The sequence below is a fragment of the Rhodobacteraceae bacterium S2214 genome, assembly GCA_025141675.1.
In the GTDB taxonomy this organism is placed as follows: Bacteria; Pseudomonadota; Alphaproteobacteria; order Rhodobacterales; family Rhodobacteraceae; genus Yoonia.
Genome location: CP081161.1, coordinates 324501 through 338313, shown reverse-complemented (window position 1 = coordinate 338313; position 13813 = coordinate 324501). Strand labels below are relative to the sequence as shown.

The following is a 13813-nucleotide window of genomic DNA, read 5'->3' as shown; positions in this document are numbered from 1 at the left end:
GTTATGAAAATTGTTGGTTTTCACCAAGTGGTTCATCAGCATCAGGGGTCGCGATGAATTCGATATTGCGGGGCCAGCGGACAGATACGATCGCACCACCTAGCGGTTGACCCGCCCAACCAGCCTGCCCTTTGATGCGGCTATTGGCGAAGGTCAGTGTCGCGCCAGACCGTTCCAGCAACGTCTTTGCGATGAACATACCGAGCCCCATACCTTCGTACCCGGGACGGTCGTTGGTTTGGCGTCTGCGTCGGACAAAGGGATCGCCGATGCGGCCGATGACCGACGCTGGAAACCCTGCGCCGTCGTCCATGATCCGCACTTTAATTAGGTCTTCGCCCCATGCGACTTCGATCTGGACGCTTGTTTCTGCAAAATCGACCGCGTTCTGGATAAGGTTGCGCAGACCGTGCACGATTTCAGGGCGACGCGGAATGGACGGTTGCGCCATTGAATCGTCATCCATTGGGCCAACCCGTAACATAACCGTTTTCCCGCGGTTCATGTGGGGTTCAGCGGCTTCGCGGACCACGGTTTCCAATGGGGCATGCCGAACGTGAAGATCGTCTTTGCCGGCCCTGCCCATGGATCGCAGAATATCACGGCACCGATCGGCTTGTTCCCCAATCAAAACGACATCGTCGTAGTGATCTGTATTTTCGGATAGATCTTCCATCAATTCGCTGCTGATCAGCTTGATCGTTGATAATGGCGTGCCCAATTCGTGCGCCGCTGCGGCCACGACCCCACCTAGATCGGTCAGCTTTTGTTCGCGCGCCAATGCCAGTTGAGTCGCCAAAAGCGCCTCTGCCATCGTGTGCATTTCCATCGTGACTTGGCGGGCGTAGACCGCAAGGAAAGTGATCCCGATGACCAAGGCGGTCCAAAACCCGAACTGGATCAAGGGGGGCAACGTCAGGACGATCCCGTCCGCCGTCGCAATGGGTTGCGAGAACTGCGAGATCAGTGAAATCAATGTGATCGCGACCATCCCCAGGACCAAAGTACTGCGCAACTGCAGAACGGTTGCGGCGATAGTGACAGGTGCCAAGATCAGGACCGCAAAGGGGTTCACCAAGCCACCGGTCACATACAGCAAAAGTGTCAGCTGAAAGATGTCGATGATCAGCATGAAGAATGCTTCACGTTCTGAAAGGCGCTTGTTCTCGGGATAGACGGACGTGAAATACAGGTTCGCGATGATCGCCAAACCAATCACTGCGGTCGCGTACCCCGTTTGCATCTGCAATCCATAGAGCTGGACCGCCACAAGGATTGCGGCAGATTGTCCCGCAATCGCAAACCATCGAACGCGCAAAAGCGTGCGTAGCCTGACCCAATTGCTGCGTTCGCGGTCTTCGCCGATGTGGTAGTCAGAAACGTCCATGTGATCGCCGTTTACCTGTCTGTTATGTACCCCTACATACAGGATACGTTATACACGGGCCATGCGACCAAAAAGGGACAGACTATGTCAAAGAAACTTGCGATAGCGGCGGCGACAGTTGTCGGTCTAGGGATTGGCGGAACGATTGCCGTCACGCAACTTGGCGGCGGTATCGAAGAATGCGGTGCGACTGCTGTTGCGGGTGGGGATATTGGCGGATCGTTCGAACTGTTGGACAAAAACGGCGAACTGGTCACGGACAAAGATATCATCACAGAACCGACGCTGATCTATTTCGGGTTCACCTTTTGCCCAGATTTCTGCCCGGTCGATATGGCGCGCAATTCACAAGCCGTTGATCTGTTGGCCGAACAGGGGATTGAAGCCACGCCTGTCTTCATTTCGATTGACCCAGAACGCGACACGCCTGAAATCGTGGGCGACTACGCCTATAATTTTCATGACAAGGCCATTGGTTTGACCGGTAGCGCAGAACAGGTTGATGCGGCTTCAAAAGCCTACCGCACCTTCTATCAAAAGGATTCCAGCGGTGATCCTGACTACTACCTGATGCAACACACAACCCTGACCTATTTGACGTTGCCTGAAATAGGGTTTGTGGAATTCTTCCGAAACACCAATACTGCAGAGGAAGTTGCAGAGACGGTGAGCTGCTTCGTGAACGCCACTTAGGGGAAAAGGTCGCATTTGACCCGGCGTTCCGTTGGTCTAAGTCCTGTTTCGAACAAAGGAAACGGTGATGACTGCGGAAAATAATGCACTGCCCATCGGCGAAGACCCGTCACTTCTATTAGTTGATGATGATGAAGCTTTTCTGAAACGCCTCGCAAAAGCGATGGAAAAGCGCGGTTTCGCCGTGGAAACGGCCGATTCAATTGCAGCAGGAAAGGCCATCGCGACAGCGCGCCCACCTGCATATGCTGTCGTGGATTTGCGTCTTGGCGACGGGAACGGTTTGGATGTCGTCGAAGTTTTGCGCGAACGCAGGCCTGACGCCCGCATTGTGGTCCTGACCGGATATGGTGCGATTGCAACAGCGGTGGCTGCGGTCAAAATCGGCGCAACCGATTATTTGTCAAAGCCCGCGGATGCAACTGATGTCACGAACGCCTTGCTTGCCAACGGTGATGATCTACCACCACCCCCTGAAAACCCGATGAGCGCGGATCGCGTCCGTTGGGAACATATTCAGCGGGTGTACGAGTTATGCGACCGCAATGTGTCTGAAACTGCACGTCGCTTGAACATGCATCGCCGGACATTGCAGCGCATTTTGGCAAAGCGAAGCCCGCGTTAACGGGCTTTGCTAGGCGGCATTATTCAGATGCGGTGCGTACGTTCCATGTCTGATAGGCTGCGTTGTCATCTGTGCACGTTTCCAGTGACAGCACTTTGATCTGATTGGCATCGCTGCGCCCTGTGCGGGTGTCTTCGGCGACAGTGAAACACATCGTGTCATTGGAAACCGGTGTGATTGTGCCTTCACCAGAGAAGTTGAACGCTTGCGCATCGCTGCCATCACAGGTCGCCAGATCAATGGCTGTACCCGCTTCGTCAGACGCGATTTCAGCGCAAACGTCGAATTCAGGCATATACAGCACGTTATCCACGAACTTTTCAGTATCAAAGATTTGGTCAACCATCAGTTCGCCGGACGGGCTGTAGCATGTATGGCCTTGCAAGCCGTCGTCTGGGTTTGCGGCTGTCCCCTGCGCGCGTGCGATATCGACACAATAGCCGTTTTGTGTGTTGTCCAGCATATCGACCAGATAGATTTCAACGCTATCAGCGAAAGCAGGTGTCATTGTCAGAATGGCAGCAGAGACGGCGGCAATGGCAGTGCGGTGTAACATGGCTTTTCGTAATTCTCTAAAAATGCGTTGATGGTTAAACGCAGACGTCACACGTTTCCGTCGCTTGGACTGCAAAAAATTGTCACGAAAGCCCCAGAGTTACCTGTGCGACAGCAACCATTTGCGGAATGTTTTGACCTTATTGGTTTCGGCGCCGTCTTGGCTGACAACGTAGTAACCTAGGTTTGGCGCAGCTGCGCCTTCTTGCACTACGATCAACCGACCTGATGCGATGTCGTCTTCGACCATCGCGCGGATCACCACCGAAATCCCGCCCCCTGCGCGTACCGCCGATGTGATCATGCTCATGGAACTGACTTCGCGGATCGTGCAGACATCCACGTCCAACCCGTTTTCGGACGCCCAGCGCTTATAGACGGGCAGGGTGGGGCTAAACAGCCAAGTCAAATCCTGCAGATCGGCTAACGTATCGACCCTGCGGTTCCCCAACAGGTCAGGTGTGGCGACGACGACGTAGTCGCCCGCCACCAAAAACTGTGATTGAAGGCCCGGATAGTCGCCTTCGCCATAGCGAATGGCCATGTCGTATCCGTCGCGGCGCAGATCAATCAGGTCATTGCTTGCGTGGACAGTGACCGTGATCTCGGGATGCTGGCTCCAGAAACCACAGAGCCGCGGCATTAACCAGTATTCCGCAAAGTTCGGGGTCACAGTGACGGTTAAAGGGCGTGTATTCACGTCTTCAACAATGCGGGCCACCCCATCAATGATTGTGCTGAACCCCGTTCCCAGATCATTGGCGAGCTGCGCACCGGCATCGGTCAGGACCATTTTGCGGCCTTCGCGGTTAAGGAGGGACATGCCCAAGTGTGCTTCAACGGATCTGACGTGCTGTGCGATGGCGGCATGGGTGACGTTCAGTTCACGCGCAGCCGCGCTGAATGATCCCGCACGCGCGGCGGCTTCGAAACCCTTTAGGGCTGCAAGCGATGGGATGTCACGCCAGTTCATATGATAGTTCAGCTAACATATCGAAATTCTTCCTGACTCGGTGTCTGGACGCAAGTGTTTTATCAAAAATGCAGGAAAACACGAAAGGAACGCACAATGTTTGGTATTTTCAACCGTACGATCAAGACTGCAACTATGATTGATGACTGGCGTGCGCCTGATCATTGGAAGCACAACTTGCACCAAGACACATATCACCGCCAGCAACGTAAAGCGGATGAACACCGGATTCGCATGGCGAAAGACATCGGGATTTGGCGATAGTTGAGGTTTAAAGCATCAGTCGCTTTGTAATCCGATCCATCGGCGTGCCGTCTGCTAACGGCACGTCTTTGTCGATTGCGTGATCCGTAAAGCCCATCTTCGTGTAGTACGCCAAGCCGGGGACGTTGTCGGCCCTGATCTTGGCGTTGATAAACGCGTAACCGGCGGCGATGGCCGCGGCTTTGGTCGCCTCAAACATAACAGACCCTGCGCCCCGTACAGGGTTTTGTTGATCCGTAAAGCTGCCGATAGATAAGCCGTTGTCTGGCAGTGCAAAAACCGCTTGAAAACCGACGGGTTGGTCATCTTTCAGAACAGTGTGGACCATAACGGGGTCATCAAAATAATGAGTTTTGAAGGTTGGCGCGTCCCATTCTTCTTCATGTGCTGTCGTGCCGCCCTGTCTGACCGTGTGGTTAAACAGCGCGGCGAGAGCAGGAAGATCGGATTCTTGGGATGGGCGTGCCGTCAGGGTCATAATTGGCCTAAGAGTTGTGCATGTTTTGTTGTGAAATCCGCCCGCACGTCGGGCGCTGGGCGTAGTGTAATGGTCAACCCGCTCATCAGCGTTTGGTCTACCTTACCGAAAAACTTGTCCGCTTCTGCAACAGTAAAGCCTGCAATCTGCGTGGCTTCCATCCATGCACTGACTTTGTCCGCTTTTTTGATCTGTTTCTTCACGGTTGCTGGTATTTTTGCAGGCAAACCGAACCGGATGTGAATGGCTGCGGCCAACCGTTCGTCTAGCGCCTCATATCCCGGACCGACCGCGTTTTTCACGGGGCTGATCATGTCGCCAATCACATATTCAGGCGCGTCATGTAGCAACGCGGCCAATTGCCATTTTGCAGGGGCTTTGGGTTGCATGCGGCAGAACAGGTCCGTGACCAAAAGCGAATGTTCGGCGACCGAATACGCGTGATCGCCCGCTGTTTGGCCATTCCAACGCGCCACAAAAGCAAGGCCATGCGCAATATCTTCGACTTCGATATCAACGGGCGTTGGATCAAGCAGATCTAACCTGCGGCCTGATAGCATCCGTTGCCACGCACGTGGTTGTTTCATGTTTTATCTTTCTTAAGCTCTGCGTTCTTTTTTGCACCAGTGCGTCGCATTGTCGAGAACGGCTGGGAATGTTATGGCGACCCAAATTCACATGCATCAGGACTTTTTCCATGGCTGAAGACTATATCGTCAAAGACATCGCGCTCGCCGGTTTCGGCCGCAAGGAGCTGGACATCGCTGAAACTGAAATGCCGGGCTTGATGGCGTTGCGCGCTGAATATGGCGACAGCAAACCACTCGCGGGTGCGCGGATCGTTGGTTCGCTTCACATGACCATTCAAACAGCGGTTCTGATCGAAACGCTGGTCGCGTTGGGTGCCGATGTGCGCTGGGCGTCTTGCAACATCTTTTCCACGCAGGATCACGCAGCCGCGGCGATTGCGGAATCCGGCGTTCCCGTGTTTGCGATCAAAGGTCAGTCATTGACTGAACATTGGGACTACCTTGACCGGTCCTTCCTGTTCCCAGAAGGCGCGAACCTGATCTTGGACGACGGTGGCGATGCGACATTGTACGTTCTGTTGGGTGCCCGTGTTGAAGCTGGCGAAACCGATCTGATCGAAGTGCCGACATCCGAAGAAGAAGAAGCCGTTTTCGCACAGATCAAAAAGCGGATGGCAGAAACACCGGGTTGGTTCACAAAAACCAAAGAAGCGATCCTTGGCGTGTCCGAGGAAACAACAACAGGTGTTCACCGTCTTTATGAACTGCAGCGGGAAGGTCGTCTGCCGTTCCCAGCGATTAACGTCAACGACTCTGTGACAAAGTCCAAATTCGACAACAAATACGGCTGTAAGGAAAGCCTTGTCGACGGTATCCGCCGCGCCACTGATACGATGATGGCTGGTAAAGTCGCTGTTGTGATGGGTTATGGTGACGTCGGGAAAGGTTCCGCCGCATCCTTGTCCGGTGCTGGTGCACGCGTGATCGTGACCGAAGTTGATCCAATCTGTGCGTTGCAGGCTGCAATGGACGGCTACCAAGTCACGACGCTGGACGATGTCGTTGAAACCGCTGATATCTTTGTCACCACTACAGGCAACAAAGACGTCATTCGCATCGAACATATGCGCCGGATGAAAGACATGGCGATCGTGGGCAACATCGGTCACTTCGACAACGAAATCCAAGTGGCGTCGTTGAAGAACCACAAGTGGACGAACATCAAAGAACAGGTCGACATGATCGAGATGCCGAATGGCAATCGCCTGATCCTGTTGTCTGAAGGCCGTTTGTTGAACCTTGGTAACGCGACTGGGCACCCATCCTTTGTGATGTCCGCTTCGTTCACAAACCAAGTGCTGGCCCAGATCGAATTGTGGACGAAAACGGCTGAATACGCGCCCGGCGTGTACATTTTGCCCAAGCATCTGGACGAAAAGGTTGCGCGCCTGCACCTCGACCGCATCGGTGTGAAACTGTCGACACTCGATGCCGAACAAGCAGCTTACATCGGCGTGAAACCAGAAGGCCCGTTCAAGCCAGAGCATTACCGCTACTAAGGCGTCTGGGGTGAAACCTCACCTACGACCTGAACATGAAAAACGCCGTCCGTCCCTGTTGGGGCGGGCGGTGTCTTTGCTTTTGGTCTGTGGTATTGTCTGGGGTGGTTACCAGGCGTTGTACCATCCGCAGACGCCACTGCCGCGCGGTTGGAATCCAACGTTGCCGTTGCAAGTGGCGGACGACGTGACCCCGATCACCGGATGGAAATTGGATCGTGCGCTTGCGTCGACGCAAAGCTGTTTGGCTGTGTTAGAGTCTGCGGCCCGATATACGGCGATGCCGGATCTAGAGGCATCTGACACTTGCCACATCACAGGCCGCGTGGATTTGCGTGGGGTTGGTGACGCGTCCCTAGCATCGATTGAAACGCGTTGCGCCATTGGGTTGCGTATGGCGATGTGGGAAGAACACGCGCTACAGCCCGCTGCACACGACCTGTTTGGCGCGCAGATTTCACAGATTGACCACATCGGCAGCTACAATTGCAGGCGGATCAGGGGGTCGTCTGAACGTTGGAGCACCCATGCGACCGCGGATGCGATTGATGTGTCGGGGTTTCGTCTAGACGATGGAACACGCTTGCGGTTGATCAACGATTGGGATGACGGTGGACCGAAGGGCGCGTTCCTGCGTCGGGCGCGTGATAGTGCCTGCGATTGGTTCCGTGTGACACTTTCGCCGGACTACAACGCCCTGCATGCCGACCACTTTCATGTGCAATCAAGTGGCTGGGGTTTGTGTCGCTGATCCGCTCATGCAAAGTTTCCCCCTGATTTTTCCTTTACGCAGGACGAATCGACGGATTAACGTAACCGCAATGCGCGCGGAGACCGCGCGATACCCGGCCAAAATCGGCCAAATACATGAACGGGGACGACAAAATGGGTAAGAGAGACGATTGGATCGCAAAGTACGCGGAAGATCTTAAGGGCAAATGCAACATGACGCCTGACATGGATTTGCTGACAAAGGTTACGATTGGCTGCGGTCCTTCGATCTATAACGCCGATGCATCTACAGTTGCGGGCAGCCAAGCGTCAGAGCTTGAAACCGTCAAAAACAACTTCCTAATCAAAAAGCTTGGCCTGAAAGACGGTCCAGAGCTGATGGAAGCAATCAATTCTGTGATCGAAGTTTACGGCAAATCAGAGCGCAACAAATACCGCGCTGTTGTCTACTACATGCTGACAAAGCACTTCGGTAAAGAATCCGTTTACGGTTAAGCCGACGGTTTAGATTTAGGAAAGGCCCGCCCGTTGTTGGCGGGCTTTTTTTCGTTTTGGTTCAAATTTTGGACAACGTTTGTTCGCGATCTGCGCCTGAGTGGTGTATCAAATTATCACGGCCAGAACGGCCCCGACCAGAATTCAGATACGCGTGTGGTGCTAGGGAGCACGCGGGGTGAAAGAGGGTCCGGTGGCGCGTCGGACCCTCTTTTTCGGTTCAGAACAGGCCCAAAACGGCCCCGATCACCGCACAGCCAAAGGTAGCGTATCCAGCATCAATCAACGTCAGCTTGAACGGCCGCATGCCGTAAGCGTTGTTGATCATGATCCACGGACTGATGAAGAATAGACCGACACCAAGTCCGGAAATCAGGCCTTTCCCGAAGGTCTCGATGCCGGACAATGCAAATGTGTGCCGCATCATTCCTGCGACTAAAATCATCGCGATCATCGACATGATGTAGGGTGCCGCGGAATCCCCGAGAGGTCTGCCGTTTTCGTCAACTTCGATCTTGGCCGCAGCCACCCATGGCTTTGACAGCGACATGTACCACGCTGCCCCGAATGCCCAGCCAGCGACGGCTGCTACAATCACTGCAATAAATCCCATAGTCCCCTCCGTTATTTTGGATGGTGTGAACTATGGGCGACGTTTGGCTGGACGCCTAGGGTTTTGTATCGCCTAGCGCGCAGACAATGGCCCATTCGTCATCGGTGACAGGTTGAACTGAAAGCCGCGACGATTTCACCAGCGCCATTTCAGACAACCTGTCGTCCGCTTTGATGTCCTGCAATGTCACCGCTTTTGCGAAGGGACGCACCGCTTTGACATCGACGCAATCCCAGCGTTCATCGTCTGTTGTGCTGTCTTGGTGGGCTTCAGCGCAGACTTCAACGATCCCGACGATTTCCAGTCCGGACCGCGAATGGTAGAAAAAACCACGGTCCCCTTTGGCCATCGCCCGCATGTTGTTGCGTGCCTGGTAGTTGCGCACGCCGTCCCATTCTTCGCCTGCGTCGCCTTTGGCGGTTAGATCATCCCAGCCGAAGACATCGGGTTCTGATTTGAAAAGCCAGTAGGCCATCAGCCGATCACCTTGTTCCAAGCATCCAAAGTGACGCTTTCGAACAGGCCCGCTTTTGCATATGGGTCATTGTCAGCAAATGCTTGCGCTTGCGCCATGTCTTCGACGTTTAGCACGATCAGCGATCCGCACATGCCGCCGTTTGCGTCCAGCAATGGCCCAGCCATTTCAACGATACCGGACGCTTTGATATGCTCCAGATGTGCTTCGCGATTATCAAGCCGCGTTTGCAAAGCACCAGATTTATCGCGGGCCATAAGTGCAACAAGCATGTCTATTCTTCCTTTAAGGGACGGGCCATCAGCGCCTCTAGCGCCGTGGACACGTCGGTTTTTGCATCAATCAGATCAGCCACAACCGTGCAGATCGGCAGATCCAATTCAAGCGATTTCGCCAGTTTAGTCACTGATTTTGCGGTGGCGGCACCTTCGACAGTCGTAGTTTTGTCAAAGCCGGTTTCGCGGGCCAGCGATTGCCCATACCGGAAGTTGCGGGATTGGGTAGAGGTGCAGGTCAGTACAAGATCACCGAAGCCAGACAGGCCACCAAGCGTTGCACGTTCCGCGCCCAATTTATCCGCGAGCGTCAGCATTTCAGAAAACCCGCGCGTCATAAGCGCGGCCCGTGCGCTATCGCCAAGGCCCGCGCCGATGGCCACGCCACACGCAATTGCCATCACGTTCTTTAACGCGCCGCCCAGTTCCGCGCCAATCGTGTCGGTCGCGCGGTAGATGCGCAGCGTCGGGGTGGACAGTTGGGTCTGTAACGTTGTGCCGATAGCGTCGTCAGAGATCGCGAGCGTCAGCGCCGTTGGCAGGCCCTTTGCGATATCTGCAGCAAAGCTGGGTCCGGTGAGCATCGCGGCATTGGCGTTTGGGACGATTTGCCGGATTGTCGAAACTGGGCCCGTCATCGTGGTCAGATCGATCCCTTTGCAACAAGCGATCAGCGATTTGCCGGAAAGGGCCTGATTGTGGGTTTCCAAAAAAGGGCGCATTGCCTGTGCAGGCAGCGCCAACGCGATCGTGTCCTGTGCAAATGTAGTGTTTAAATTCGCAGAACAGGTAATTTTTGCGGGTAGCGATGCGTCTGGCAGGCGCGGCACTTTGCGGTTTGTCTGCATCGCATTCATGACGTCTGCGTCACGGCCCCAAAGGGTGACGTCTTGACCTGATTGCGCCCATGTTATGGCCAATGCTGCGCCAAATGCGCCGGCACCAATGACTGCGATGCTCATGCTTTTGCGCCTTTCTTGCCGGATCCCAACATGGGTGCGGCGGTGTTATCCAAGGGCCAGCGCGGGCGCGCTGATAGGGTCAAATCATCCACGTCATTCTTGGCCAGTCGCGTTAGTCCGACATAGGCGATCATCGCTGCGTTATCGGTGCAAAGTGCCAAAGGCGGTGCAGTGAAGGCGACATCGTGTTTCGCGCAAAGGTCTTGCAACCCCGCGCGGATCGCTGTGTTCGCAGCGACACCGCCTGCCACCGCCAAAGTTGGCGTCGTTGGGTTCAGTTTAAGATATTCAGTCAACGCACGACGCGATTTTTCGACAAGGACATCTGTGATCGCTGCTTGAAACCCAGCGCATAGATCTGCCTGATCTGCCTGCGTTAGACCCTGTTTTTCGGCCACGACACCGTCGCGGGCGCGCAGCATTGCGGTTTTTAGGCCCGAGAACGACATATCACATCCTTCCCGATCCAATAGCGGACGGGGTAGTTTGAACCGTTTGGGGTCACCGTTTGCCGCTGCCTTTTCAACTGACGGACCACCCGGCTGTGGCAGGCCCAGAATGCGGGCGGTTTTGTCGAACGCTTCACCCGGTGCATCGTCGATTGTGCCGCCAAGACGTTTGAAATCGTCGGGGCCCTTCGCGATCAGGAATTGGCAATGCCCACCTGATACGAGCAACATCAGGAATGGATAGGCGATGTCGTCTGTCAGGCGCGGCGTCAAAGCGTGGCCCGCAAGATGGTTCACGCCGATCAGGGGAAGCCCCGTCGCAGCGGATAGACCTTTCGCACACATGACGCCGGACAACACACCACCAATCAGACCCGGACCCGCCGTGACCGCGATCCCGTCAAGATCCGATAGCGTCAGATTTGCCTGAGACAGGGCGTCTTCCACACAATGATCCAGCTTTTCAGCATGCGCACGTGCTGCAATTTCTGGGACGACGCCGCCGAAATCGGCATGCAGCGCAGTTTGGCCGTAGACGACAGAGGACAGCACATCAGCGGTGCCATTCAACCGGACCACGGCGGCGGCTGTATCGTCGCAGCTGCTTTCGATCCCAAGAACGGTCAGAGTATCAGTCATCATGCGCCCATTGCCTGTTTCCGTTTCGCAGGTAACACTCTGCACAGGGCAAAACAACGGCGGGGCGATCCGACATGTCAGCAACTGTGCTGATCACACGACCAAAAGCGCAGGCAGAAGCGTTTGCCGCGTCATTGGAAGCGGCGCATGGTGGGCCCGTGAACTGTGTTATCTCTCCTTTGATTGAAATCGCGCCGGTTGCGGTTGTCGGGGCGTTGGATGACATGAAGCACGTCGTTTTCACGTCCATGAATGGTGTTTCGCAAGCGATGCGCGTGGGAATCCCTGTTGGCATAACAGCGTGGTGCGTTGGATCGCGGACTGCGCAGGCGGCGGCCGAGCTTGGGTTTGATGTACGGATCGCAGATGGGAATAATCGCAGTCTTGTGGCGCTTATTGTCGCACAGGCACCGGTTGGTCGGATGGTTCATCTGCGGGGTCGTCATGTCGCTGGCACTGTCGTCGACGATGTATCTGCTGCAGGTATCAATTGCGAAGCTGTGATCGCCTATGATCAGGTTGCGATTGCGCCCACGCAATTGGCGCTTGATACATTAAAGGGCGAAACCCCTATAATTGTGCCACTTTTTTCGCCACGCAGTGCGAAACTGTTCGGACAGATTGCGGATTTCTCTGCACCGCTGCATCTCGTCGTCATAAGTGAAGCGATTGATGTCGTGCAGCAAAACGCGCCCGTCGTCAGTCGCGCAGTTGCAAAGTCCCGCGATGGGGCGGGGATGGTTGCGGCGACTTTGGCGCGATATGCCGAAATCTCCCCCTGATCATGGCTTGAGGGTCTGTGCTACGCGTTATAACGTGAACTGTCGGCCTTTGGGTCGCGTTGATGAGTTGGGAAAGGGCGATACGTTGGCCAAGAAGAGCAAATCTAGTCAAAAGGATAAGACCCCAGACGTGGTCGAAGCCGAAGAAACGATTGCCGAGGCAACGCCTGACGAAACACCGGAGGTGACAGAAGACGTCACCGAGGAAACGATCCCCGACACGCCAGAAGAAGTTGCTGTTGCAGAAGAGATCACACCGGAACCTATCGTCGAAGAGACGATCGTTGATGATACACCCGTGTCATCGCCGGAAACGCCTACGCAACAGGTCCACACGTCTCCTGAGCCACACGATTCCGCATCGAATAGTGTGTTCTTGCCCGCCATATTAGGCGGCTTGATTGCAGCGGGTCTTGGATTTGGCGCTGCTTATTATTTCATCCCACGGTTTGAACCAGCGATGGTTGATACGATGAACACAAATGAAGCTGCGATTGCGGATCTGCAGGCTGAAATCGCGGGTTTGGGAACAGGTCCTGACATCACACCTTTGACGGACGAAATCGCGGCACTTAGCGGTCAAGTGACTGACCAATTCGCGTCCGTGGACGAACGAATCACCTCTTTCGAAGACCGCCTAGTCGCGCTGGAAAAACAGCCAAGTGCGGATGGCACGCTACAAGACACTGCGCTGCAGGCCTATCAGGCAGAGCTGGACAACCTGCGTGCCCAAGTCGAAGAACAAGCAAGCGCCGCTTTTGCGCAACTTGAATCGACCCGCGAAGAAGCGGCAGCGATTGAAGAAGCTGCTTTGTTGGCCGCGCGTAACGCGAAAGGTCGCGCAGCACTGGCACAGATCCGCAGTTCTTTGGATACTGGCGCACCGATGACCGCTGCGTTGGCTGAACTCGAAGATGTGCTGGGCGAACCTGCGCCGGACGCTTTGACGGCAGTTGCCGAAGGCGTGCCGACATTGGCAAAGCTGCAAGGCGACTTTCCACCTGCGGCCCGTCAAGCATTGTCCGACGCGCGATCTGATGGGTCATCCGGCGAAAGTACGGGCGCATTCGGATCGTTTTTGCGGGAACAATTTAACGTCCGGTCTGTTGCACCCCGTGATGGGGATGACGCAGATGCCATATTGTCACGTGCGGAAGCTGCTTTGAAAGAAGGCCAGCTTGAAACCGCATTGTCCGAAGTGTCCGCCCTTCCTGAAGGTGCCGCTGGTCCATTGGCCGGCTGGGTGCAACAGGCGCAGGCCCGTGCTGATGCATTGGCTGCGGCGAACGACATTTCTACTTCCTTAAACGATAACTGAAGGTCAACG

The 13813-nt window shown here is 55.0% G+C and carries 18 protein-coding genes; 8 read left to right on the top strand and 10 right to left on the bottom strand.

Annotation, left to right across the window (positions count from 1 at the left end):
- Position 1: 1 nt before the first annotated feature.
- Positions 2–1387, bottom strand: coding sequence for an ActS/PrrB/RegB family redox-sensitive histidine kinase (locus tag K3729_01570; protein UWQ99513.1), 1386 nt, complete (start codon positions 1385–1387; stop codon positions 2–4).
- 84 nt (positions 1388–1471) lie between these two features.
- Here K3729_01570 and K3729_01565 point away from each other — a divergent pair, with 84 nt between their 5' ends.
- Together K3729_01565 and K3729_01560 are read left to right on the top strand one after the other, a co-directional pair.
- Positions 1472–2080, top strand: a complete 609-nt coding sequence (locus K3729_01565) for an SCO family protein (protein ID UWQ99512.1) — start codon at positions 1472–1474, stop codon at positions 2078–2080.
- 67 nt (positions 2081–2147) lie between these two features.
- A complete protein-coding gene (locus K3729_01560) occupies positions 2148–2705 on the top strand; it encodes an ActR/PrrA/RegA family redox response regulator transcription factor (protein UWQ99511.1) in 558 nt (185 codons plus the stop codon).
- A gap of 19 nt (positions 2706–2724) precedes the next feature.
- Here K3729_01560 and K3729_01555 read toward each other — a convergent pair whose 3' ends face one another.
- Entirely contained in the window at positions 2725–3261 is a 537-nt protein-coding gene (locus tag K3729_01555) for an RICIN domain-containing protein (protein UWQ99510.1), read from the bottom strand.
- A gap of 99 nt (positions 3262–3360) precedes the next feature.
- A complete protein-coding gene (locus tag K3729_01550; protein UWQ99509.1) occupies positions 3361–4233 on the bottom strand; it encodes a LysR family transcriptional regulator in 873 nt (290 codons plus the stop codon).
- A gap of 96 nt (positions 4234–4329) precedes the next feature.
- Here K3729_01550 and K3729_01545 point away from each other — a divergent pair, with 96 nt between their 5' ends.
- The gene (locus K3729_01545) at positions 4330–4497 is read left to right on the top strand and encodes a hypothetical protein (GenBank protein UWQ99508.1); all 168 of its coding nucleotides are present in this window, start codon (positions 4330–4332) and stop codon (positions 4495–4497) included.
- A gap of 7 nt (positions 4498–4504) precedes the next feature.
- Here K3729_01545 and K3729_01540 read toward each other — a convergent pair whose 3' ends face one another.
- Positions 4505–4975, bottom strand: a complete 471-nt coding sequence (locus K3729_01540; protein ID UWQ99507.1) for a GNAT family N-acetyltransferase — start codon at positions 4973–4975, stop codon at positions 4505–4507.
- Positions 4972–5562: an HD family hydrolase gene (locus K3729_01535; protein ID UWQ99506.1), complete on the bottom strand. Its 591-nt coding sequence runs from the start codon at positions 5560–5562 to the stop codon at positions 4972–4974. Before K3729_01535 ends, K3729_01540 begins: the two co-directional genes overlap by 4 nt.
- Before the next feature lie 110 nt (positions 5563–5672).
- On the opposite strand from K3729_01535, the gene ahcY reads away from it, so the two are divergent.
- From ahcY to K3729_01520, 3 genes are all read left to right on the top strand, one after another.
- The gene (ahcY, locus tag K3729_01530; GenBank protein UWQ99505.1) at positions 5673–7064 is read left to right on the top strand and encodes an adenosylhomocysteinase; all 1392 of its coding nucleotides are present in this window, start codon (positions 5673–5675) and stop codon (positions 7062–7064) included.
- 10 nt (positions 7065–7074) lie between these two features.
- Entirely contained in the window at positions 7075–7815 is a 741-nt protein-coding gene (locus K3729_01525) for an extensin family protein (protein UWQ99504.1), read from the top strand.
- 134 nt (positions 7816–7949) lie between these two features.
- A complete protein-coding gene (locus K3729_01520; GenBank protein UWQ99503.1) occupies positions 7950–8291 on the top strand; it encodes a DUF2853 family protein in 342 nt (113 codons plus the stop codon).
- A 220-nt stretch (positions 8292–8511) separates the two neighbouring features.
- On the opposite strand, the gene K3729_01515 is transcribed toward K3729_01520, so the two are convergent.
- From K3729_01515 to tsaD, 5 genes are read right to left on the bottom strand one after another with little or no spacing between them, the layout of a single operon-like run.
- A complete protein-coding gene (locus tag K3729_01515; GenBank protein UWQ99502.1) occupies positions 8512–8904 on the bottom strand; it encodes a DUF1761 domain-containing protein in 393 nt (130 codons plus the stop codon).
- 55 nt (positions 8905–8959) lie between these two features.
- A complete protein-coding gene (locus K3729_01510; protein UWQ99501.1) occupies positions 8960–9379 on the bottom strand; it encodes an EVE domain-containing protein in 420 nt (139 codons plus the stop codon).
- Positions 9379–9651: a YciI family protein gene (locus K3729_01505; protein UWQ99500.1), complete on the bottom strand. Its 273-nt coding sequence runs from the start codon at positions 9649–9651 to the stop codon at positions 9379–9381. The genes K3729_01510 and K3729_01505 overlap by 1 nt, the downstream gene beginning before the upstream one ends.
- 2 nt (positions 9652–9653) lie before the next feature.
- On the bottom strand, positions 9654–10616 hold the full coding sequence (locus tag K3729_01500; GenBank protein ID UWQ99499.1) for an NAD(P)-dependent glycerol-3-phosphate dehydrogenase: 963 nt from the start codon (positions 10614–10616) through the stop codon (positions 9654–9656).
- Positions 10613–11704 carry a tRNA (adenosine(37)-N6)-threonylcarbamoyltransferase complex transferase subunit TsaD gene (gene tsaD, locus K3729_01495; protein ID UWR00900.1) on the bottom strand — a complete coding sequence of 364 codons (1092 nt, stop codon included), beginning with the start codon at positions 11702–11704 and terminating at the stop codon, positions 10613–10615. The genes K3729_01500 and tsaD overlap by 4 nt, the downstream gene beginning before the upstream one ends.
- Before the next feature lie 74 nt (positions 11705–11778).
- On the opposite strand from tsaD, the gene K3729_01490 reads away from it, so the two are divergent.
- On the top strand, positions 11779–12486 hold the full coding sequence (locus tag K3729_01490) for a uroporphyrinogen-III synthase (protein ID UWQ99498.1): 708 nt from the start codon (positions 11779–11781) through the stop codon (positions 12484–12486).
- Positions 12487–12571: 85 nt separating this feature from the next.
- A complete protein-coding gene (locus K3729_01485) occupies positions 12572–13804 on the top strand; it encodes a hypothetical protein (protein UWQ99497.1) in 1233 nt (410 codons plus the stop codon).
- Positions 13805–13813: the final 9 nt, after the last annotated feature.